This window comes from Citrobacter sp. Cb041, assembly GCF_030336655.1.
GTDB classification, from domain to species: Bacteria; Pseudomonadota; Gammaproteobacteria; order Enterobacterales; family Enterobacteriaceae; genus Citrobacter; species Citrobacter braakii.
In genome coordinates this window covers 129,666-150,293 of record NZ_JAOWDD010000042.1, presented here as the reverse complement: position 1 = coordinate 150,293, position 20,628 = coordinate 129,666, and the positions used below count along the sequence as shown (strand labels likewise).

The 20,628-nt window shown below is 53.2% G+C and carries 21 protein-coding genes; 11 read left to right on the top strand and 10 right to left on the bottom strand.

Annotated features, from left to right (window positions below; all coding sequences use genetic code 11):
* Positions 1 to 18: 18 nt before the first annotated feature.
* The 3 genes from ycgN to OGV52_RS19430 form a co-directional block, all read right to left on the bottom strand.
* A complete protein-coding gene (gene ycgN / locus OGV52_RS19440; protein WP_016153373.1) occupies positions 19 to 465 on the bottom strand; it encodes a cysteine cluster protein YcgN in 447 nt (148 codons plus the stop codon).
* A 92-nt stretch (positions 466 to 557) separates the two neighbouring features.
* Positions 558 to 1,217, bottom strand: a complete 660-nt coding sequence (locus OGV52_RS19435; protein WP_016156786.1) for a fumarylacetoacetate hydrolase family protein — start codon at positions 1,215 to 1,217, stop codon at positions 558 to 560.
* Positions 1,218 to 1,286: 69 nt separating this feature from the next.
* A complete protein-coding gene (locus tag OGV52_RS19430; RefSeq protein WP_016153375.1) occupies positions 1,287 to 1,580 on the bottom strand; it encodes a YcgL domain-containing protein in 294 nt (97 codons plus the stop codon).
* A 126-nt stretch (positions 1,581 to 1,706) separates the two neighbouring features.
* Between OGV52_RS19430 and minC the strand changes: the two genes are divergently transcribed.
* The 3 genes from minC to minE are packed head-to-tail and all read left to right on the top strand — an operon-like array spanning position 1,707 to position 3,520.
* A complete protein-coding gene (gene minC, locus OGV52_RS19425) occupies positions 1,707 to 2,414 on the top strand; it encodes a septum site-determining protein MinC (protein ID WP_016153376.1) in 708 nt (235 codons plus the stop codon).
* A 23-nt stretch (positions 2,415 to 2,437) separates the two neighbouring features.
* Entirely contained in the window at positions 2,438 to 3,250 is an 813-nt protein-coding gene (minD, locus tag OGV52_RS19420; protein ID WP_003020956.1) for a septum site-determining protein MinD, read from the top strand.
* A 3-nt stretch (positions 3,251 to 3,253) separates the two neighbouring features.
* Positions 3,254 to 3,520 carry a cell division topological specificity factor MinE gene (minE, locus tag OGV52_RS19415; RefSeq protein ID WP_001185666.1) on the top strand — a complete coding sequence of 89 codons (267 nt, stop codon included), beginning with the start codon at positions 3,254 to 3,256 and terminating at the stop codon, positions 3,518 to 3,520.
* 86 nt (positions 3,521 to 3,606) lie between these two features.
* Here minE and OGV52_RS19410 read toward each other — a convergent pair whose 3' ends face one another.
* Positions 3,607 to 4,524, bottom strand: a complete 918-nt coding sequence (locus OGV52_RS19410) for a LysR family transcriptional regulator (RefSeq protein WP_016153377.1) — start codon at positions 4,522 to 4,524, stop codon at positions 3,607 to 3,609.
* Between the two features lie 103 nt (positions 4,525 to 4,627).
* On the opposite strand from OGV52_RS19410, the gene OGV52_RS19405 reads away from it, so the two are divergent.
* The 4 genes from OGV52_RS19405 to OGV52_RS19390 all read left to right on the top strand — a co-directional run bounded on the left by OGV52_RS19405 (position 4,628) and on the right by OGV52_RS19390 (position 9,773).
* Complete coding sequence (locus OGV52_RS19405; protein WP_019076964.1) at positions 4,628 to 5,710, top strand: tartrate dehydrogenase; 1,083 nt, start codon at positions 4,628 to 4,630, stop codon at positions 5,708 to 5,710.
* Positions 5,711 to 5,965: 255 nt separating this feature from the next.
* On the top strand, positions 5,966 to 7,567 hold the full coding sequence (locus OGV52_RS19400; protein WP_016153380.1) for a BCCT family transporter: 1,602 nt from the start codon (positions 5,966 to 5,968) through the stop codon (positions 7,565 to 7,567).
* A gap of 45 nt (positions 7,568 to 7,612) precedes the next feature.
* Complete coding sequence (gene yeaW / locus OGV52_RS19395) at positions 7,613 to 8,737, top strand: carnitine monooxygenase, oxygenase subunit YeaW (protein WP_287108968.1); 1,125 nt, start codon at positions 7,613 to 7,615, stop codon at positions 8,735 to 8,737.
* Between the two features lie 70 nt (positions 8,738 to 8,807).
* Complete coding sequence (locus OGV52_RS19390) at positions 8,808 to 9,773, top strand: PDR/VanB family oxidoreductase (RefSeq protein ID WP_279265703.1); 966 nt, start codon at positions 8,808 to 8,810, stop codon at positions 9,771 to 9,773.
* Between the two features lie 49 nt (positions 9,774 to 9,822).
* Here the strand turns inward: OGV52_RS19390 and rnd are convergent, their stop codons facing one another.
* The 5 genes from rnd to yoaA all read right to left on the bottom strand — a co-directional run bounded on the left by rnd (position 9,823) and on the right by yoaA (position 16,256).
* Positions 9,823 to 10,938 (bottom strand): ribonuclease D, encoded by a 1,116-nt coding sequence (rnd, locus tag OGV52_RS19385; protein WP_016156789.1) that lies wholly within the window; start codon positions 10,936 to 10,938, stop codon positions 9,823 to 9,825.
* 84 nt (positions 10,939 to 11,022) lie between these two features.
* A complete protein-coding gene (gene fadD, locus OGV52_RS19380) occupies positions 11,023 to 12,708 on the bottom strand; it encodes a long-chain-fatty-acid--CoA ligase FadD (RefSeq protein WP_141875278.1) in 1,686 nt (561 codons plus the stop codon).
* A 204-nt stretch (positions 12,709 to 12,912) separates the two neighbouring features.
* Entirely contained in the window at positions 12,913 to 13,497 is a 585-nt protein-coding gene (locus OGV52_RS19375) for a Slp family lipoprotein (protein WP_016153384.1), read from the bottom strand.
* Between the two features lie 94 nt (positions 13,498 to 13,591).
* Positions 13,592 to 14,287: a tRNA (adenosine(37)-N6)-threonylcarbamoyltransferase complex dimerization subunit type 1 TsaB gene (gene tsaB / locus OGV52_RS19370; RefSeq protein WP_141875279.1), complete on the bottom strand. Its 696-nt coding sequence runs from the start codon at positions 14,285 to 14,287 to the stop codon at positions 13,592 to 13,594.
* A 58-nt stretch (positions 14,288 to 14,345) separates the two neighbouring features.
* A complete protein-coding gene (gene yoaA / locus OGV52_RS19365; protein WP_016156792.1) occupies positions 14,346 to 16,256 on the bottom strand; it encodes a DNA repair helicase YoaA in 1,911 nt (636 codons plus the stop codon).
* Between the two features lie 141 nt (positions 16,257 to 16,397).
* Between yoaA and OGV52_RS19360 the strand changes: the two genes are divergently transcribed.
* A complete protein-coding gene (locus OGV52_RS19360; RefSeq protein WP_016153387.1) occupies positions 16,398 to 16,742 on the top strand; it encodes a RidA family protein in 345 nt (114 codons plus the stop codon).
* A gap of 6 nt (positions 16,743 to 16,748) precedes the next feature.
* On the opposite strand, the gene OGV52_RS19355 is transcribed toward OGV52_RS19360, so the two are convergent.
* The gene (locus OGV52_RS19355; RefSeq protein WP_016153388.1) at positions 16,749 to 16,928 is read right to left on the bottom strand and encodes a YoaH family protein; all 180 of its coding nucleotides are present in this window, start codon (positions 16,926 to 16,928) and stop codon (positions 16,749 to 16,751) included.
* An 80-nt stretch (positions 16,929 to 17,008) separates the two neighbouring features.
* Between OGV52_RS19355 and pabB the strand changes: the two genes are divergently transcribed.
* The 3 genes from pabB to sdaA all read left to right on the top strand — a co-directional run bounded on the left by pabB (position 17,009) and on the right by sdaA (position 20,503).
* A complete protein-coding gene (gene pabB / locus OGV52_RS19350; protein WP_103766410.1) occupies positions 17,009 to 18,373 on the top strand; it encodes an aminodeoxychorismate synthase component 1 in 1,365 nt (454 codons plus the stop codon).
* A 3-nt stretch (positions 18,374 to 18,376) separates the two neighbouring features.
* On the top strand, positions 18,377 to 18,955 hold the full coding sequence (locus OGV52_RS19345; protein WP_287108967.1) for a CoA pyrophosphatase: 579 nt from the start codon (positions 18,377 to 18,379) through the stop codon (positions 18,953 to 18,955).
* A gap of 183 nt (positions 18,956 to 19,138) precedes the next feature.
* Positions 19,139 to 20,503 (top strand): L-serine ammonia-lyase, encoded by a 1,365-nt coding sequence (gene sdaA, locus OGV52_RS19340; RefSeq protein WP_016153391.1) that lies wholly within the window; start codon positions 19,139 to 19,141, stop codon positions 20,501 to 20,503.
* The last annotated feature ends 125 nt before the right edge of the window (positions 20,504 to 20,628 follow it).

Genomic DNA, 20,628 nt, shown 5'->3' with positions numbered 1-20,628 from the left:
TCCTTTAATCTCATAACGTTAATCAGCCCATGATGGTTTGTTCAGGATATGATCCTGCCAGTCACGCACTTCCGATTCTTTCACCGCAATATGACGAACTGAGATACGTTCACCGTGCATCGCCGCTTTTGATCCTGTCAGCAACGGGTGCCACTCCGGCAGCCCTTTTCCTTCTGCGAGCAGACGATAAGCGCAGGTCATCGGCAACCATTCAAAAGTCGGCAGATTATCACGCGTCAGTTTGATGCAGTCAGGCTCGTACTCGAATCGACGTTCGTAATTACGACACTGGCAGGTTTTAATGTTGAGCTGACGACAGGCGACGTTGGTAAAGTAGATTTCGTCAGTGTCTTCATCCATCAGCTTATGCAGGCAGCATTGACCGCACCCGTCACATAATGACTCCCACTCGGCATCGGTCATTTCATCAAGGGTTTTACTTTGCCAGAAAGGTATGTCGCTCATCAGGGTTTCCGCTATTGCAATAAAGCTGCACCTTATAACCAGTCTGGCACGCTGATGCAAGTTTTGCCGCCCGAAAAGGCGGCAAGCAGAGATTACAGCACGCGGGTTGTTAGCGTTTGACCGTGAAAACTGATGGCCAGTTCGTCGCCGCTGCTTAAAGGTCCCACGCCTGCTGGCGTTCCCGTTAGCACCACATCGCCCGCTTTGAGGGTAAAGAAACGGCTCATATAAGCAATCAAGGGAACGATGTGATGGATCATGTCCGCCGTGGAGCCGTGCTGGCGAGTTTCACCATTGACCGTTAATCCAAGCATCGTATCCTGCGGATCGCCATTAAATTCCGCCACCGGAATAAATCCAGACAGCGGGCAAGAATTATCAAAACCCTTCGCTTTTTCCCATGGCTGCCCCGCTTTCTTCATTTTGCCCTGAATATCGCGCAGGGTCAGATCCAGCGCGACACCATAACCGGCGATGGCTTTGCGCACATGATCTTCTGTCGCTTGCCGCAGGGTCGCGCCAATCAGAACAGCCAGCTCAACTTCATGGTGGACAGACCCCATATCAGATGGGATCACCAGCGGTTGGCGCAAATCGCACAGCGCGGTTTCCGGTTTAATAAACAGAACCGGTTCTTCCGGGGTAGTTCCACCCATCTCTTTAATATGGTTGGCATAGTTACTCCCTACGCAAACCACCTTACTCACCGGATAATCCAGCAGAGCACCATGCCAGTTGTGATGTTGATACATTACTTTCCCCTAACGTAGTCATAGATTTCAGGTACTGCATCGATGGAACGTGCTGCTGCCGGATGCAGTTTAACGTTTAGCGTCTGGTGTATTTTGTTTTGCCGCTGCCAGATGCTGTTTAAGTAAATCTTCTGGCGGCGGGGGTATTTGTAAATAATAGCCCTGCTCAGTCAGGGCCTGTTTTACTTTTTCAAGATCGGCATTAACTAATTTTTTACGCCCATCAAGCGGTAACATCATTGCCAGCGTCGGCTGACCAAATCCTCTCATCAGTTCTTCAGGAACGCGCGAGAAATCGTCTTTTTTTTCGACATATAAATAGGTCTGGTCACGTTTGCTGCTTCGGTAGATCACACAAAACATATCTTTTACTCTGAATTCACGGAATGGTGGCTTGCCTCAATATAATACTGACTATAACATGCCTTATAGTCTTCGGAATATCACCCCGCGCTGGGGATGATAAATAGCAAATTGAGTAAGGCCAGGATGTCAAACACGCCAATCGAGCTTAAAGGCAGTAGCTTCACCTTATCAGTGGTTCATTTACATGAAGCAGAACCCGAGGTTATTCGTCAGGCGTTGGAAGACAAAATCGCGCAGGCACCGGCTTTTTTAAAACATGCTCCCGTGGTGGTTAACGTGAGTGGTCTTGAAAGCCCGGTAAACTGGTCAGCGCTGCAGAAAGTTGTCGCGTCTACCGGATTGCGCATTATTGGCGTTAGCGGATGCAAAGACGCCAGACTAAAAGCAGAAATCGACGAAATGGGTCTTCCTTTACTGACTGAAGGTAAAGAAAAAGCTATTCGTCCTGCGCCTGTTGAGGTCCCGGCTCCCGTCGCTCCGCCGCAAAACGTTACTCCCATCACAAAAACACGATTAATAAATGTGCCGGTTCGTTCCGGTCAGCGCATTTATGCTCCACAATGTGATCTGATTGTTACAAGCCACGTCAGTGCGGGCGCAGAGCTTATCGCTGATGGCAATATTCATGTTTATGGAATGATGAGAGGCCGTGCGCTGGCAGGTGCAAGCGGCGATCGTGAAGCGCAAATTTTTTGTACCCATCTGACGGCAGAACTGGTGTCTATCGCAGGTGTTTATTGGCTGAGTGATAAAATCCCAGCAGAATTTTATGGCAAAGCGGCCCGTCTGCAATTAGCAGAGAACGCTTTGACAGTTCAACCGTTGAATTAATCCCTTTTTAACAAGGAATTTCTATGGCACGCATTATTGTTGTTACTTCGGGTAAAGGGGGCGTTGGCAAAACCACCTCCAGCGCGGCCATCGCTACAGGTTTGGCCCAGAAGGGAAAGAAAACTGTCGTTATTGATTTTGATATCGGCCTGCGTAACCTCGATCTGATTATGGGTTGTGAACGCCGCGTCGTTTACGACTTCGTCAACGTTATTCAGGGCGATGCGTCGTTAAATCAGGCGTTAATCAAAGATAAGCGTACCGAAAATCTCTTTATTCTTCCGGCCTCACAGACTCGCGATAAAGACGCGCTGACGCGTGAAGGCGTCGCGAAAGTTCTGGACGACTTGAAAACGATGGAATTCGATTTCATCGTCTGCGACTCCCCGGCGGGTATTGAAACCGGCGCGCTGATGGCCCTGTATTTTGCCGATGAAGCGATTATCACCACTAACCCGGAAGTCTCCTCTGTACGTGACTCTGACCGTATTCTGGGTATTCTGGCGTCGAAATCTCGTCGTGCGGAAAACGGTGAAGATCCGATTAAAGAGCATTTGTTGCTGACGCGCTACAACCCTGGCCGCGTAAATAAAGGTGACATGCTGAGCATGGAAGACGTACTGGAAATTCTGCGAATCAAGCTGGTTGGCGTGATTCCTGAAGATCAGTCAGTCCTGCGCGCGTCTAACCAGGGTGAGCCGGTTATTCTCGACATCAATGCTGATGCCGGTAAAGCCTATGCTGATACCGTAGACCGTCTGTTGGGAGAAGAACGTCCTTTCCGCTTCATTGAAGAAGAGAAGAAAGGTTTCCTCAAACGCCTGTTCGGAGGATAAGTTATGGCATTACTGGATTTTTTTCTCTCGCGGAAAAAGAGCACAGCGAACATCGCTAAAGAGCGACTGCAGATTATTGTTGCGGAACGTCGTCGTAGTGACGCCGAGCCACATTATTTACCGCAACTGAGGAAAGATATTCTCGAGGTTATCTGCAAGTATGTACAAATTGATCCCGAAATGGTCACCGTACAGCTTGAACAAAAAGACGGCGATATTTCTATCCTCGAACTTAACGTGACATTACCTGAAGCTGAAGAGTCTAAATAACGGCTTTGCTCAGTGAGTTATAGTTGCAAAAAAGGCAGATTATTCTGCCTTTTTTATTTTCAGTTTCTTGCCAGGCTGTTGCGGATTTATTCCAAAGTAAACTTTGGATAGTTTTCGGCAAAATAGCGGCGCAAATACTCAACCGTAATACGGATTTTTGCCGACGTCGCCAGCCGAGAAACATAAACCGCCCATATATTTGCTGGTTGATAATACTCGGGTAATACGTGTACCAGATGTCCACCGGCAATGTTGTCGCAAACGTCCCACCACGAACGCAGGGCAATTCCCTGCCCATCAAGACACCACTGATGTACCACTTCGCCATGATTAGACGACAGAGGCCCAGTAACTTTAATTGAGTGAGCGCCCTCTTTATTACGCATTTGCCAGATGCCAAACGGATGGTCGCGCTCTTTGATAACCAGACAAGGAAAAGTGGAGAGATCGTTCAGTTGCTTTGGCGTCCCATGCTGCGCCACAAATTCCGGCGAGGCGCACAGAATACGGTAGTTAGTCGCCAGCTTGCGGGCAATCAGGTTTGGCGCGATATCATCCCCGATACGAATATCAAGATCGACGCCCTCATTCACCATATCCACCAGGCGGTCTTCAACATCGAACCTCAGTTCTAGCTGCGGGTACGCTTTTGCCAGCGCAGACAGCGCCGGAGCCACCACCCGACGGCCAAAGCCAAAGCTACTAATAATGCGTAGCATCCCCTGCGGGATCTGCCTGGCATCAGACAACTCGTCCATCATCTGATCAACATCCTGCAGGATCCGCTGCGCCCATTCGTAGATCCGCTCCCCCTCTTCCGTGATGGTTACACGCCGCGTTGTCCGGTGCAGCAGCACCACGTTCAGCGTCTGCTCCAGCAGGGCTACTCGCTTACTGATAAAAGCCGGTGATACACCCAGTTCCTCGGCAACGGCGGCAAATCCTGCCCGACGGGCAACCAGCATAAAGACGCGTAAATCATTTAGCAGCGGCAGATTATTCATGATCTGTGTTTTATGTTTCACCAGTTAGGGGGATTAACTCTTAATCAGTCAATTATAGGATAAGGGGAAAGTCAATTTTGATGGCGTACAAGTGAGAGCTGCTATGAAGAAAACCTGTCGTATTGCCGCTATCCCCGGAGATGGCATTGGTAAAGAAGTGCTGCCTGAAGGTATTCATGTGTTACAGGCAGCCGCCGAGCGTTGGGGGTTGTCGCTCAGCTTTGAGCAAATGGAATGGGCGAGCTGCGAGTACTACACCCATCACGGTAAAATGATGCCGGATGACTGGCATGAGCAGTTGCAATCCTTTGATGCTATCTATTTTGGCGCCGTTGGCTGGCCGGACACCGTACCGGACCACATCTCTTTATGGGGCTCGCTGCTTAAGTTTCGCCGTGAATTCGACCAGTACGTCAACCTGCGTCCGGTACGCCTGTTTCCGGGAGTCCCTTGCCCACTGGCGGGCAAGCAGCCAGGCGACATTGATTTCTACGTCGTACGCGAGAACACCGAGGGAGAATACTCTTCTCTCGGCGGACGCGTGAGTGAAGGGACGGAACACGAGGTGGTTATCCAGGAGTCGGTCTTCACCCGTCGCGGCGTAGATCGTATATTGCGTTACGCCTTCGAGCTGGCGCAAAACCGCCCGCGCAAAACCCTGACCTCGGCGACCAAATCCAATGGTCTGGCCATCAGCATGCCTTACTGGGACGAGCGTGTTGAAGCAATGGCGGCTAACTATCCTGAGATCCGTTGGGATAAACAGCATATCGATATACTGTGCGCCCGCTTTGTGATGCAGCCGGAGCGCTTTGACGTTGTGGTTGCTTCCAACCTGTTCGGCGACATCCTCTCCGATCTGGGTCCGGCCTGTACCGGGACGATTGGCATCGCGCCTTCTGCCAACTTAAACCCGGAACGCACCTTCCCGTCCCTGTTCGAGCCGGTGCATGGTTCGGCCCCCGATATTTACGGAAAAAACATCGCCAACCCGATTGCCACTATCTGGGCTGGCGCCATGATGCTGGACTTCCTTGGCAACGGTGATGCCAACTATAAGGCTGCCCACGACGGTATTCTGGCGGCAATTGAGCACGTTATTGCCAGCGGCCCGAAAACGCCGGATATGAAAGGCAGCGCCACCACGCAACAGGTGGGAGAAGCCATCTGTCAGGCACTACGTTAGAGGTCAAACCACGAAATATGAGCCGCGTCACTGACGCGGCTTTTTTATGCGTTTTGTGGAGCCAATAACCTGCGCTAATTCACCTTTTATTATTTCCGTTCCGTGTTTTATTGCTTCACGCATCGGGCAATTGTTTAATCCATGTAAAGAACAAATAATAAAATTGTTAAATACAAAGTAACTCATTCTACCCCTACAGCATGATAACAACGACAGGCTAATGCCATACGCGGGCAACTGTGCCCAGGAGATCCCATGTTGAGCAACGTCAAGAAAAAAGACATGCCGCTGATAGCCATCAGCCTGGTGGCTATTCTTTTCATCGCCGCCACACTTAGTCTCTTCCCTCAGCAGTCTGCACAAGTCGCAAATACCCTTTTTAACGGCGTTACCCGGATGCTGGGTTCCGCCGTGCAGATCCTCGTTCTGATGGCTATGGGTCTGGTCGTCTGGCTGGCTACCAGCAAATACGGCAATATCCGTCTGGGAGAAGGTAAAGCGGAATACAGCACGCTCTCCTGGCTGTTTATGTTTATATGCGCCGGATTAGGCTCCTCCACGCTCTACTGGGGCGTTGCTGAGTGGGCCTATTATTACCAGACCCCGGGTCTGAATATCGCGCCGCACTCGCAAAAAGCGCTGGAATACAGCCTGCCCTATTCCTTTTTCCATTGGGGGATCAGCGCATGGGCGACCTACACATTGGCCTCATTAACCATGGCCTACCACTTTCATGTGCGTAAAAACAAAGGACTGAGCCTGTCCGGGATTATCGCCGCCATTACCGGCGTGCATCCACAGGGCGTCTGGGGTCGCCTGGTTGACCTGATGTTCCTGATCGCGACAGTTGGCGCGTTAACTATCTCTCTGGTCGTCACCGCTGCCACCTTTACCCGCGGTTTGTCTGCCCTGACGGGGTTACCGGATAACTTCACGGTGCAGGCGTTTGTAATCCTGTTCTCTGGCGGCATTTTCTGCCTGAGCTCCTGGATTGGCATCAATAACGGTTTGCAACGCCTGAGCAAAATGGTCGGCTGGGGGGCGTTTTTACTGCCGCTGCTGGTGCTGATCGTCGGCCCGACCGAGTTCATCACCAACAACATCATCAACGCCATCGGCCTGACGACACAAAATTTTTTGCAAATGAGCCTCTTCACCGACCCGCTTGGCAACGGTGAGTTCACCCGTAACTGGACGGTGTTCTACTGGCTGTGGTGGATCTCCTACACGCCGGGCGTGGCAATGTTTGTCACTCGCGTATCCCGTGGTCGCAAAATCAAAGAGGTTATCTGGGCATTAATCCTCGGTAGCACTGTTGGTTGCTGGTTCTTCTTTGGCGTGATGGAAAGCTACTCCATTCACCAGTTTGTGAACGGCGTGATCGACGTACCGCAGGTTATGGCGACGCTGGGCGGTGAGACGGCCGTACAGCAAGTGTTGATGTCGTTGCCTGCCGGGAAACTGTTTCTGGTGGCGTATCTGGCGATCATGATTATATTCCTCGCCTCACACATGGATGCTGTGGCCTACACCATGGCGGCCACCAGCACGCGCAACCTGCAGGAAGGGGAAGATCCGCAGCGCAGTCTTCGTCTGTTCTGGTGCGTGGTTATCACCCTGATCCCATTATCGATTTTGTTCACCGGCGCGTCTCTGGAAACCATGAAGACCACGGTGGTTCTGACCGCTCTTCCATTCCTCGCCATCCTGTTGGTGAAGGTTGGCGGTTTTCTGCGCTGGGTACGGCAGGACTATGCCCACGTTCCTGCGCATCAAATTGAAAGTCATATTCCCGAAGCGCCAGTTGACGTCCCGGTCGCGCCACCGGCCGGGACGCTACTCAAAGGCGACAATTAAGCGCCAGTACAAAAATCCTCTTACTCACAAATTAAAGGTATTCCAATGAGCAATCTGAGCCCTGAGTTTATTCTGCCGCAAAATTTCTGTGCCAACCCGAAGGATGCCTGGACTATCCCGGCCCGGTTTTATACCGACCATCAGGCTTTCGAACACGAACAAGAAAAGGTGTTCGCTAAAAGCTGGATTTGCGTCGCCCACAGTAGCGAACTGGCGAAACCCAATGATTATGTTACCCGAGAAGTGATTGGCGAGAATATCGTGCTGGTACGTGGGCGCGATAACGTGCTGCGGGCATTCTACAACGTCTGCCCGCATCGCGGTCATCAGCTGTTGAGCGGCGAGGGGAAAGCGAAAAATGTGATTACCTGCCCTTACCACGCATGGGCATTCAAACTTGACGGCAATCTGGCGCATGCGCGTAACTGCGAAAACGTCGCCAACTTCGACAGCGAAAAAGCGCACCTTACACCGGTATGCCTGGAAGAATATGCCGGATTCGTGTTTATAAACATGGATCCGAATGCGGGCAGCGTGGAAGAACAACTCCCTGGTCTTGCGGACAAAGTTATCGAAGCCTGCCCAGACGTGCATGACCTGAAACTTGCTGCGCGCTTTACGACTCGTACCCCAGCCAACTGGAAGAATATTGTCGATAACTATCTGGAGTGCTACCACTGCGGTCCGGCCCATCCAGGTTTTTCCGACTCGGTCCAGGTTGACCGTTACTGGCATACCATGCACGGCAACTGGACGCTGCAATACGGTTTCGCCAAACCTTCAGAGCAGTCATTTAAGTTCGAAGAAGGGGTTGATGCCGCCTTCCACGGTTTCTGGCTGTGGCCGTGTACCATGCTCAACGTGACGCCAATCAAAGGCATGATGACCGTTATCTACGAATTCCCGGTAGATGCGGAAACCACGCTGCAAAACTATGACATCTATTTCACCAACGAAGAGCTGACCGAAGAGCAGAAACAACTGATCGAATGGTATCGCAACGTCTTTCGTCCTGAAGATTTACGTCTGGTTGAAAGCGTACAAAAAGGGCTGAAATCGCGCGGGTATCGCGGCCAGGGACGCATTATGGCGGACACCAGCGGCAGCGGCATCTCCGAGCATGGCATTGCCCATTTCCATAATCTGGTCGCCCAGGTTTTTCAGGAATAACCCGGGGCTTTTACGACAGGTTCCGGCGCGTCGCTGAGCCGCGTCGGACAGATTTTTTAGGGAGGCCGCAATGTCTGATTATCAAATGCAAGAAGTCCGGGTCAGCCGGATTGAGACGATTACCGCGCAGGTAAAATGCTTCACTTTAACGGCGACCTCAGGCCAGCCGTTGCCTGCGTTTCAAGGTGGCAGCCATATTATCGTGCAGATGCGCGATGGCGAGAACCTGTACAGCAATGCGTACTCGCTGATGAGTTCACCACGCGATACGCGCGCCTATAAAATCGCCGTACGCCTGGAGGAGGCGTCCAAAGGCGGCTCACGATATCTGCATCAAAACGTGAAGCCCGGCGACACGCTCACGATCTCCACACCAAACAACCTCTTCGCCCTCGCCCCTCAGGCGCAAAAACATCTGTTGATTGCCGGAGGCATCGGCATCACACCGTTTTTATCGCAACTCCCGGAGCTGGAACAATCTCAGACGCAATGGCAACTGCACTATTGCTCTCCCAGTCAGGAGACCTGCGCGTTTCATGACGAACTCATGCAACACCCCAGCGCCGATCGCATTCATCTGCACCTGTCGAAGGCAGGCACCCGCCTCGATTTAGCCCGTCTGCTGGCAGATGTTGAACCCGGCACGCATATCTACACCTGTGGCCCTGCGGTGCTCAACGATGCTGTCAGAGAAGCGGCTTCCCGTCTTGGGCTGGACAGCAATAAGCTACATTTCGAACAATTTGCCGTGGAAGAGAAAGGCGGCGACGCCTTCACCCTGGTGCTGGCGCGTTCCGGGCGCGAGTTTGTGGTCCCGGAAGAGATGACCATTTTGCAGGTTATCGAAAATAACAAAGCCGCCCGGGTTGAGTGCCTGTGCCGGGAAGGTGTTTGCGGCACCTGCGAAACGACGATTCTGGAAGGGGAAGCGGATCACCGCGATCAGTATTTCAGCGACGACGAAAAAGCCAGCCAGCAAAGCATGCTCATCTGCTGCTCGCGCGCCAAAGGTAAGCGCCTGGTGCTCGATCTGTAGCGTTGCGCAGGCCGGGTCAGCAAACGCGCGACCCGGCGAGCCTGGTGACTTACTGCGGGTATTCCTGCAGCAGCGCGTTGAGGCGATCGGACATCAATTCGCCACGCCAGCCGGAAACCAGCTCAGGCAGGGATTGCTGCGGCTTTAATTTCCAGTGCCAGTTGAGCAACTGGTTGATCTGGCGACGCGAAGCAAGCAGTTCGACGCTGAGATTATGTTCCGCACTCACCTCGGCAACCAGCGCTTTGATGGCTTTGAACGCCTTGCGATACCCTGGCATATCCATCAAATTCAGCAGCGGCTGCGGCAGCGACTCTTCCGGTAAAGCCTGGGCCTTTTCCACCAGGGCGATCAGCGTTTTACCGTGGAAACGAATTTCGCTCCCGGAAAGACCCAGGCTATCCAGTTCACCCAGGCTGCCCGGCATATAACGCGCCACCGCCCACAGGTGCTCTTCACGCACCACGAAGTTTACCGCCAGATCGCGCTCGCGTGCTTTACGCAGTCGCCAGTCGGCAAGCAATTGCAGGCAGGCTAGCTGACGGGTGCGCAGTTGCCATGCGTTGGTGATGTCACGCCAGGCGTCTTCTGGCGCCAGAATCTCCTGGCGACGCTGTTGCATTAAGCGGCATTCGTCCAGCGCGGCTGGCAGCCAGCCGCTGGCTTCGGTTTCAGCCATCAGTTTTGTGGTGATCGGTAACAGATACCAGACGTCAGCCGCCGCGTATTCGCACTGACGCTCGGTCAGCGGTCTGGCCAGCCAGTCGGTACGCGATTCGCTTTTGTCGAGCGCCACCCCCGTAAACTCTTCCACCATCGAGGCGAAGCCCCACGACAGCGGACGACCGCAAAACGCAGCCAGGATTTGTGTGTCAATTAACGGCTGCGGAAGTTCGCCAAAAGCGTTGAGAAACACTTCCAGGTCTTCACTTCCCGCATGCAGGAATTTGGTGATGGCGGTATCACGCAGAATATCGCGCAGGGGCGACCAGTCGGTGATCCCTAGTGGATCAATCAGAGCAACGTGTTTGCCATCAAAGAGTTGGATCAGCCCCAACTGCGGATAATAGGTACGTGTGCGAACAAATTCGGTATCCAGGGCTATCGCCGGAAATTCACGGACGGCTTCGCACAGCGTGGCTAACGCGTCGTCCGTGGTGATCATTTGATAATTCAAATCGTGCTCTCTTAGGTTTGCGCCAAAAAAAACGCCGGTTTACCCGGCGTTTTCTGCTGGCTGACTTAACGCTCAGCCTTTATTGTCCACTTTGGCGCGCGCTTCGTCACGTAATTCTCGTCGCAAAATTTTACCGACGTTAGATTTCGGCAACTCGTCGCGAAACTCCACCAGCTTCGGTACTTTATAGCCCGTCAGGTGACGACGGCAGAAAGTGATAAGCACCTCATCAGTTAACGAGGCATCTTTCTTCACCACGAAAATTTTCACCGCTTCACCGCTGCTGCCCGACGGAACGCCGACCGCAGCCACTTCCTGTACGCCAGGATGTTGCATAACCACGTCTTCAATTTCATTTGGATAGACGTTGAAGCCGGACACCAGGATCATATCTTTCTTACGATCGACAATACGCAGGAAGCCTTCATCATCCATCACCGCAATATCGCCGGTGTGCAGCCAGCCGTCTTTAACGATTTCGTCGGTGGCGTCTGGTCGCTGCCAGTAGCCCAGCATCACTTGCGGACCTTTCACGCACAGTTCGCCCGGTTCTCCCGGCGGCACTTCGTTATCGTCGTCATCCACCAGTTTGACCTCGGTGGAAGGAACCGGTAACCCGATACTGCCGCTGTGGTAGTCGATATCATGAGGGTTGACGCTCACCAGAGGGGCACACTCCGTCAGGCCATAGCCTTCCAGCAGATACTGACCGGTCAGCTTTACCCAACGTTCAGCTACCGCCTGTTGAACCGGCATCCCGCCGCCAGCCGAAAGGTGCAGTGACGAGAAGTCCAGTTGTTGGAACTCTTTGTTATTCAGCAGCGCGTTAAACAGCGTGTTGACGCCGGTCATGGCGGTGAACGGATACTTCGCCAGCTCTTTTACCAGTCCCGGAATATCACGCGGGTTGGTAATCAGCAGGTTTTGACCGCCCAGCTCAATAAACAGCAGGCAGTTCATCGTCAGTGCAAAAATGTGATACAGCGGTAGGGCCGTCACCACCAGTTCTTTACCCGGATGCAGCAACGGGCCATAAGTGGCGTTAACCTGCTCAAGGTTAGCCAGCATGTTACGGTGCGTAAGCATCGCGCCCTTCGCCACACCGGTAGTCCCCCCGGTATATTGCAGGAACGCCAGATCTTCCGACACTACTTCGGGTTTCACATACTGCATGCGATAACCGTTTTGCAGCGCGCTACGAAAAGAGATGGCATCCGGCAGGTGATATTTCGGTACCAGACGCTTGATATACTTGACGACAAAGTTAACCAAGGTCCCTTTGGCGGTCGACAGCTGATCGCCCATACGCGTCAGGATCACGTGTTGCACCGACGTTTTGTCGACGACTTTTTCCAGCGTGTGGGCAAAGTTAGACACGATGACAATCGCCGACGCGCCGCTGTCGTTGAGCTGATGTTCCAGCTCGCGAGGCGTGTACAGCGGGTTCACGTTCACGACGATCATGCCGGCACGTAAAATCCCAAACAGTGCGACCGGATATTGCAGCAGGTTCGGCATCATCAATGCGACGCGATCGCCCTTCTTCAGCCCGAGTCCCTGTTGCAAATAGGCCGCAAATGCCCGGCTACGCTCTTCAAGCTTGCGGAAGGTCATCACCTCCCCCATGTTTACAAACGCGGGCTGATCGGCATACCGTCTTACTGAGTGTTCAAAGAGTTCCACCAGGGATTGATAACGGTCAGGATTGATCTCCGCAGGAACACCAGCGGGATAACGGTTAAGCCAAACCTTTTTCAATACATCACCTCTAAAATGCGTATTCGTCGTCATCACAACCCCAGGCAATAAACAAACTGTTAACATAATATTAACTCAGCGTACCAGTTTGTTTATTACACAACGACAAGGTTGCGAAGCACGTCACTATTTATTTTTCTTATATCCACGTTAATGCAGAAACAGCGGACGAGCCGCTGTTTCTTTTACTCATAAAACAAAGAGTTACTCAGTTACTATGGTCTGAACCTGTGCCGGGCCGGGATTGTACCATCCCCATCCGCCGTAGCCACCGTAAGGCCAGCCACGCGCACCGTAGAACCAGGGGTCGATCGGCTGAGGCGGCATAACAATTTGCTGAGTAATATGCCAGCGTTTATAGCCAGTTACCTGCATCAGCATGAATTTATACGGTGTATTACCGATTTTTCCATCCACAGTACCGCTAATCGGACCGACGACGGTAACCAGTTGACCGCGGAAGTCCACCGGGTCGAGGAAACCATTTACATCAGCATAAATTCGCCCGCGGGAGGCTTCGCCCAGCACCGGTCGCGCCCCGCTATCAAGAGGAACAGTGGCAATTTCCAGACGGGATTTCCCCTGCTGGTTCTGAATATCCACCACTTTACCGCCGAAACGCGCTTCCTGTCCGACATACAGCTGCGGGGCATTCATCACCCGGACCAGATCCTGCTGCGGCGTAGGGCTCGAACCTTTAATCGCGTCCGGGATGGTGACACAACCGCTAAGCATTAACGCGAATGCGCCCGCCAACACACCTTTCAATAACTGCTTTTGCACCGCCATATTGCGACTCCCTTTTCTTAGCTTCTGCCCCGACCAATTCACCATGCTGCGCACTGACGGCTGTGCGAATTGACCAGGGATGTACTACTAAGATTCATTCTTTACCGGGAAGTTTCTTCCATGCCACGGTGTTACGTAAATAAACCGGTTCCGCATGTTCAACCGCCACGGTCTTACCGGCAGCCAGCATTTGCGTGGCAACAGGCAGCATATCTTCAGCCGCCGGAAGCAAAACGTCGCCATCGCTCAGCGTCAGACCGCTGTCTTTACCGAGCTCAGGCCAGGCAGGCCAGCCTGTTCCGACCGTTACCCACTCGCCAGACAGTTGCAGTAAACGCGCATGCACCTGCTCGGGGGTTAGCACCGCTTCGGTTTCTTCACCGTGCCAGTTGCCGTGCTCATCACGCAGGTATTCGGCCCAATAGACTTCGCCCATTCGCGCGTCGATCGCGGCCAGTACGCGGGTCGCGCCCGACTTACGCCAGGCTCCCTGCGCCATTGTTGCCAGGGTGGAAATGCCGATCATCGGTAAATTCGCGCCTAACGCCAGCCCCTGAGCAATGCCAATCCCAATACGTACACCGGTGAAACTGCCAGGACCGCGACCAAACGCCAGAGCGTCGATATCGGTTAACGTGAGATCGCCAGCGGCCAGGATTTCCTCAACCATTGGTAAAATTCGTTGGGTGTGTTCTCGTGGGCAAAGCTCGAAATGAGCCTTGGTAGTACCGTCATTCCACAGGGCAACAGAGCACGCCTCTGTGGCGGTATCGATAGCCAGAATTCGCATGGGTGTTTGTGATCAGGTCAATAAATTTGGCGCGCATCTTACCACACTCCGTAACAAATTACTCAGTCGTTGGTATGGCAAGAAAACGAACAGCGCGAGCAATATCACGCGTCCGCGGCGCAGGCGGAAGGCTTGCCAGGAAAGTGGCACCATAAGGTCGCATCACCAGACGGTTGTCGCAAATCACCAGCACCCCGCGGTCGTCGGCGTCACGAATCAGACGCCCCACGCCCTGTTTCAGGGTGATTACCGCATCCGGCAACTGAACGTCTTCAAACGGATCGCCGCCGCGCAAACGGCAGTCCTCCATCCTCGCTTTTAACAGCGGATCGTCGGGCGAGGTGAACGGCAGTTTATCAATAATCACCAGCGACAACGTATCGCCACGCACGTCCACCCCTTCCCAGAAGCTGCTGGTGGCAACCAGTAACGCATTACCTGCGCTGACAAACTGCTGTAACAGTTGCCCTTTACTGGTTTCGCCCTGCAGCAGCACGGGAAGGGTCATGGTGGCGCGGAATTGTTCCGCCAGATCGCGCATCATCGCGTGCGAGGTACACAGCATAAAGCAGCGTCCGTTGTTCGCTTCGATAATAGGACGCAGCATGGATGCCAGCTGACGCGCCGCTCCCGGTTGGTTGGTTTGCGGGAGATTACGCGGCACGCACAGCAGCGCCTGGCGGGTGTAATCAAATGGACTTGGCAGCAGCATCGACTCGGCATCTTCAATACCCAGCCGCGCGGTGAAATGATGAAGATCATCGTTTACCGACAGCGTCGCGGAGGTAAAAATCCAGCAGCCCGGCTTCTGTTCCATCACTTCTTTGAATTTATCCGCCACCGTGAGCGGCGTCAGCGCAAGGGTGAAATGGCGCGAGGTGCATTCATACCAGTAGCTGAAACCTGGCTGGTTGATCTCTTTCAGGCGCTTCAGACGAGTACGGTAAAGCGTGGCACGTTCAAACGCGGCATCCAGCAAGGCGGAACGTCCGAGAGACAGTTTCGCCACGTCGTAACACAGCTCCAGCGTGTCATCGAGCAACAAAAACGCGCGCTGCACGCGCGGGTCGGCCAGCAGTTCCCGCAAGTTTCCTCGATAGCCCGGCTCGCCCAACTGCAGACGGAAGTCCTGCGCGCTTTGCGCCAGCCGGTCGGCGCATTTTTGAAGCTGCTGAGTGTCTTTCAGCTCGGTGCGATAGGCAATGGTGATGTCTTTCGCCAGATCCAGCAGTTGGCGGCTGGAGAGCGATTGACCAAAATACTGGCTGGCGATATCCGGTAACTGATGCGCTTCATCGAAGATCATCACTTCAGCTTCCGGGATCAGCTCGCCAAACCCACTCTCTTTTACCACCATATCAGCGAGAAACAGATGGTGGTTTACCACGACGACATCCGCATCCATCGCCTTCTTGCGCGCTTTAACGACAAAGCACTCTTTGTACAGCGGGCAGTCGCTCCCAAGGCAATTATCGTTTGTGCTCGTCACCAGCGGCCAGGCCTGAGAGTCTTCCGCCACGCTGACGCAGGTGCTGATGTCACCATCAAGGGTTTGATTTGACCAGGAACGTAGCAGAATGACGTCACTTAAAGTCTGTACCGGCAGGTCACCGCCCGCCAGCGCCTGTTGTTCGAGACGCTCAAGACACAGATAGTTTGAACGCCCTTTCAGCAGCGCCAGTTTACCCGTGAATTCCAGAGCCTTCGCAACGGTGGGTAAATCGCGGCTGTATAGCTGATCCTGCAACGCCTTCGAGCCCGTGGAGACGATCACTTTCTTTCCGGCACGCAGCGCAGGGGCAAGATAAGCGTAGGTTTTACCCGTTCCTGTTCCAGCTTCGACAACAAGCGGCTGTGATTTTTCGATAGCATGACTGACGGCGAAGGCCATCTGCCGCTGTGGTTCACGCGGTTTAAAACCGGGTATCGCTTTAGCCAACTGACCGTCTGCTGCAAAATCGTCCGTCACACTGCCCCCTGTTCATTTGAACAGGGATTATGTCAGGCCAGCGGCTCTTTCGCCAGTTGAAGAGGTGACGTGGACACAACATTATGGCAGTCTTGGCGCAACCCGAAGCCATTATGAAAAAACGTAAATGAGGAATGATTTATGACGATTGTGCGCATTGATGCCGAAGCGCGTTGGTCCGACGTGGTTATCCACAACAACACGTTGTATTACACCGGCGTACCGGAAAATCTGGATGCCGACGCCTTTGAGCAAACGGCAAATACGCTGGCGCAAATTGATGCGGTGCTGGAAAAACAGGGCAGCAGCAAGTCACGTATTCTTGATGCCACTCTGTTCCTGGCGGACAAAAATGATTTTGCCGCCATGAACAAAGCCTGGGACGCATGGGTTGTTGCTGGTCACGCGCCGGTACGTTGTACCGTTCAGGCCGGGTTAATGAACCCGAAATACAAAGTTGAAATTAAGATTATCGCTGCGGTATAAGCGGCGTTATTCGTCTTCATCTTCAAAACGCGCCACGATCCGCTCGCCGGTATGGCTGGCGCGTAATTCAGCAGCCACTTTCGTAATCGCCTCGCCACTGCTCATCCCCTGGGATATCAGTTCATGAATGCGTTCAACCGCCTGTTGCTGCTGATCGTGCGTGAGTGAAGGTAAACCTGCAATCATGGTGAACTCCTGCTAAATTATTAGCGCTAATTATTTCATGCTACCCGGCACATAGCCAGTGAAGTAGCAACGAGTCAGGACTGATGAAGACGTTATCTCCCGCTGTAATCACACTCCCCTGGCGTCTGGACGCCGCTGAGCACTATTTTGCCACATTAAGCCACCAGCCCTGGGCAATGCTTTTGCATTCAGGCCATGCCGACCATCCGCATAATCGCTTTGATATTCTGGTCGCCGACCCCATTACCACGTTGGTCACACATGCAAAAGAGACCGTTGTGCATGACCATCACGGCACTATGCAAACGGTTGATGATCCGATGACGGTTTTACGTTCGGCGCTGACATCGCTGACTATTCAGCCCGATTATAATCCCGATTTTCCCTTCCAGGGAGGCGCATTGGGTCTGTTCGGTTATGACTTAGGCCGTCGTTTTGAATCTCTGCCAACGGAAGCCGAACAGGATATCACGCTACCGGACATGGCGGTTGGCATTTACGATTGGGCGCTGATTGTCGATCATCAGTTGCAAAGGGTGTCGCTACTTAGCCACTCCGATGTACAGGCACGATGCCGTTGGCTGGAAAATCAACAGATACCCGTGCGCGAACCGTTTTCGTTAACATCCTCGTGGCAGTCCAACATGACCCGCGCGCAGTATGGTGAAAAGTTCCGTCAGGTGCAGCGTTATCTGCACAGCGGCGATTGCTATCAGGTCAATCTTGCCCAGCGTTTTCAGGCGCATTATCAAGGAGATGAGTGGTTGGCGTTTGTACGTCTCAACCATGCGAACCGCGCCCCGTTCAGTGCGTTTATACGTCTTGAGGAAGGGGCGATTCTCAGCCTTTCACCTGAACGTTTTATTCTGCTGGAAAACCAGCACATCCAGACGCGCCCGATTAAAGGCACGCTGCCCAGACTTGAAGATGCCGATGCCGATCGTCTACAGGCTCAATCTTTGGCGAACTCGCCAAAGGATCAGGCGGAAAACCTGATGATCGTCGATTTAATGCGTAATGATATCGGCCGCGTTGCCGAACCCGGTTCGGTACAGGTTCCGGAACTGTTCGTTGTCGAACCGTTCCCTGCCGTTCATCATTTGGTCAGCACCATTACCGCGCGTCTGCCAGAGTCATTGCACGCCACTGACCTGCTGCGCGCCGCCTTCCCCGGCGGCTCTATTACCGGTGCGCCAAAAGTGCGGGCAATGGAAATTATTGACGAACTGGAACCGCAAAGACGCAACGCCTGGTGCGGTAGCATTGGCTATCTGAGCTTTTGCGGCAATATGGATACCAGCATCACCATTCGCACGCTGACAGCCACCAACGGACGCATTTATTGTTCCGCTGGCGGTGGCATTGTGGCGGACAGCCAGGAAGATGCGGAGTATCAGGAAACGTTTGATAAAGTGAATCGTATTTTGCACCAACTGGAGAACTGACACGTGGAATACAGCAGCCTGACGCTTGATGATTTTTTATCGCGCTTTCAACTCCTGCGCCCGCAGGTTAATCATGCTGCGTTAAACCAGCGTCAGGCCGCCGTACTGATCCCCGTCGTGCGTCGTGCACAGCCGGGGTTACTATTAACTCAGCGTTCCGTTCATCTGCGCAAGCATGCCGGACAGGTCGCCTTTCCCGGCGGCGCGGTGGATAGCAGCGATGCCTCGTTAATAGCCGCCGCCCTTCGCGAAGCGCAGGAAGAAGTGGCGATCCCACCATCCTGCGTTGAGGTGATTGGCGTTCTGCCGCCGGTCGACAGTGTGACCGGTTTCCAGGTCACGCCGGTGGTAGGCATTATCCCGCCAAATTTGCCGTATCGCGCAAGTGTTGATGAAGTTTCCGCCGTGTTTGAAATGCCGCTGGCACAAGCCCTGCATTTAGGTCGTTATCATCCGCTGGATATCTACCGTCGCGGCGATTCACATCGTGTATGGCTTTCCTGGTATGAGCAATATTTCGTCTGGGGAATGACCGCCGGAATAATTCGTGAGCTGGCGCTGCAAATTGGCGTCAAGCCCTGACTATACTTATCTTTACGCACACCATAGACAACTTGAAACTCAGGTCACAACATTAGTAAAACCGCGGTTATCTATTAGTTTAATTCATGTGAATAGTTAAGCCGATCGCCGCGTTCCCTCTTACACTATGCGCAGTTATAACATCGTTACTGGAAACCCCAGTCGCCCTGTAGGAGTATTATCGTGATTAGTCTATTCGACATGTTTAAGGTGGGGATTGGTCCCTCATCTTCCCATACCGTAGGGCCTATGAAGGCGGGTAAACAGTTCGTCGATGACCTGGTCGAAAAAGGATTACTGGACAGCGTTACTCGTGTCGCCGTCGACGTGTATGGTTCACTGTCGCTCACGGGTAAAGGTCACCATACCGATATCGCCATTATTATGGGTCTGGCGGGCAATGAGCCTGCTACCGTGGATATTGACAGCATCCCCGGATTTATCCGCGACGTAGAAACGCGTGGACGCCTGCTGCTTGCGCAGGGTCAGCACGAAGTGGATTTCCCGCAGAATGACGGAATGCGTTTTCACAACGGCAACCTGCCGCTGCATGAAAACGGAATGCAGATCCACGCGTACAGTGGCGAAACCGTCATTTACAGCAAAACCTACTACTCTATCGGCGGTGGATTCATCGTTGATGAAGAACATTTTGGTCAGGATGCCGCGGGCGAGGTCAGTGTGCCTTATCCGTTCAAATCCGCCACCGAAATGCTGGAATACTGCAACAGCACCGGCCTGTCTCTCTCTGGCATGGCGATGCAGAACGAACTTGCTCTGCACAGTAAAAAAGAGATTGAAGAGTACTTTGGTAACGTCTGGCAAACCATGCAGGCTTGTATCGATCGTGGTATGAACACCGAAGGCGTGCTGCCGGGTCCGCTGCGCGTTCCTCGTCGTGCTTCAGCCCTGCGTCGTATGCTGGTTTCCAGCGATAAGCTGTCCAACGATCCGATGAACGTGATCGACTGGGTGAACATGTTCGCGCTGGCCGTTAACGAAGAAAACGCCGCGGGTGGTCGCGTAGTTACAGCACCAACCAACGGTGCCTGCGGTATCGTGCCTGCGGTACTGGCCTATTACGATCATTTCATCGAGTCCGTAAGCCCGGATATTTATACCCGTTATTTCCTGGCGGCCGGCGCGATTGGCGCGTTGTATAAAATGAACGCGTCTATCTCTGGTGCAGAAGTGGGTTGTCAGGGTGAAGTGGGCGTAGCCTGTTCCATGGCTGCCGCGGGTCTGGCTGAACTGTTAGGCGCGAGCCCTGAGCAGGTGTGTGTTGCTGCTGAAATCGGCATGGAACATAACCTCGGCTTAACCTGCGATCCGGTGGCGGGACAGGTACAGGTTCCGTGCATCGAACGTAATGCCATTGCGTCAGTGAAGGCGATCAACGCTGCGCGTATGGCAATGCGCCGTACCAGCGCTCCGCGCGTCTCGCTGGATAAAGTCATTGAGACCATGTACGAAACAGGTAAAGACATGAACGCCAAGTACCGTGAAACGTCACGCGGTGGCCTGGCAATCAAAGTTCAATGTGACTAATACTTATTTTTCGCCCATCTGCGACGGATGGGCGAATTTGCCCCCTCTCCCTCGTCTGGCGTAATTTTCCCCACTACACTTGCTCTGTTGCTGTTGGCTACTGTGACCAACGGCTTATCGGGCGG

Coding starts and splice junctions, on each gene's coding strand:
- OGV52_RS19375 (WP_016153384.1), bottom strand. CDS start 13,497: ATGGCGGTGCAAAAGCAGTTATTGAAAGGTGTGTTGGCGGGCGCATTC.
- tsaB (WP_141875279.1), bottom strand. CDS start 14,287: ATGCGAATTCTGGCTATCGATACCGCCACAGAGGCGTGCTCTGTTGCC.
- OGV52_RS19400 (WP_016153380.1), top strand. CDS start 5,966: ATGTTGAGCAACGTCAAGAAAAAAGACATGCCGCTGATAGCCATCAGC.
- OGV52_RS19435 (WP_016156786.1), bottom strand. CDS start 1,217: ATGTATCAACATCACAACTGGCATGGTGCTCTGCTGGATTATCCGGTG.
- rnd (WP_016156789.1), bottom strand. CDS start 10,938: ATGATCACCACGGACGACGCGTTAGCCACGCTGTGCGAAGCCGTCCGT.
- OGV52_RS19360 (WP_016153387.1), top strand. CDS start 16,398: ATGACGATTGTGCGCATTGATGCCGAAGCGCGTTGGTCCGACGTGGTT.
- minD (WP_003020956.1), top strand. CDS start 2,438: ATGGCACGCATTATTGTTGTTACTTCGGGTAAAGGGGGCGTTGGCAAA.
- OGV52_RS19410 (WP_016153377.1), bottom strand. CDS start 4,524: ATGAATAATCTGCCGCTGCTAAATGATTTACGCGTCTTTATGCTGGTT.
- minC (WP_016153376.1), top strand. CDS start 1,707: ATGTCAAACACGCCAATCGAGCTTAAAGGCAGTAGCTTCACCTTATCA.
- yeaW (WP_287108968.1), top strand. CDS start 7,613: ATGAGCAATCTGAGCCCTGAGTTTATTCTGCCGCAAAATTTCTGTGCC.
- ycgN (WP_016153373.1), bottom strand. CDS start 465: ATGAGCGACATACCTTTCTGGCAAAGTAAAACCCTTGATGAAATGACC.
- minE (WP_001185666.1), top strand. CDS start 3,254: ATGGCATTACTGGATTTTTTTCTCTCGCGGAAAAAGAGCACAGCGAAC.
- OGV52_RS19405 (WP_019076964.1), top strand. CDS start 4,628: ATGAAGAAAACCTGTCGTATTGCCGCTATCCCCGGAGATGGCATTGGT.
- OGV52_RS19355 (WP_016153388.1), bottom strand. CDS start 16,928: ATGATTGCAGGTTTACCTTCACTCACGCACGATCAGCAGCAACAGGCG.
- OGV52_RS19430 (WP_016153375.1), bottom strand. CDS start 1,580: ATGTTTTGTGTGATCTACCGAAGCAGCAAACGTGACCAGACCTATTTA.
- OGV52_RS19390 (WP_279265703.1), top strand. CDS start 8,808: ATGTCTGATTATCAAATGCAAGAAGTCCGGGTCAGCCGGATTGAGACG.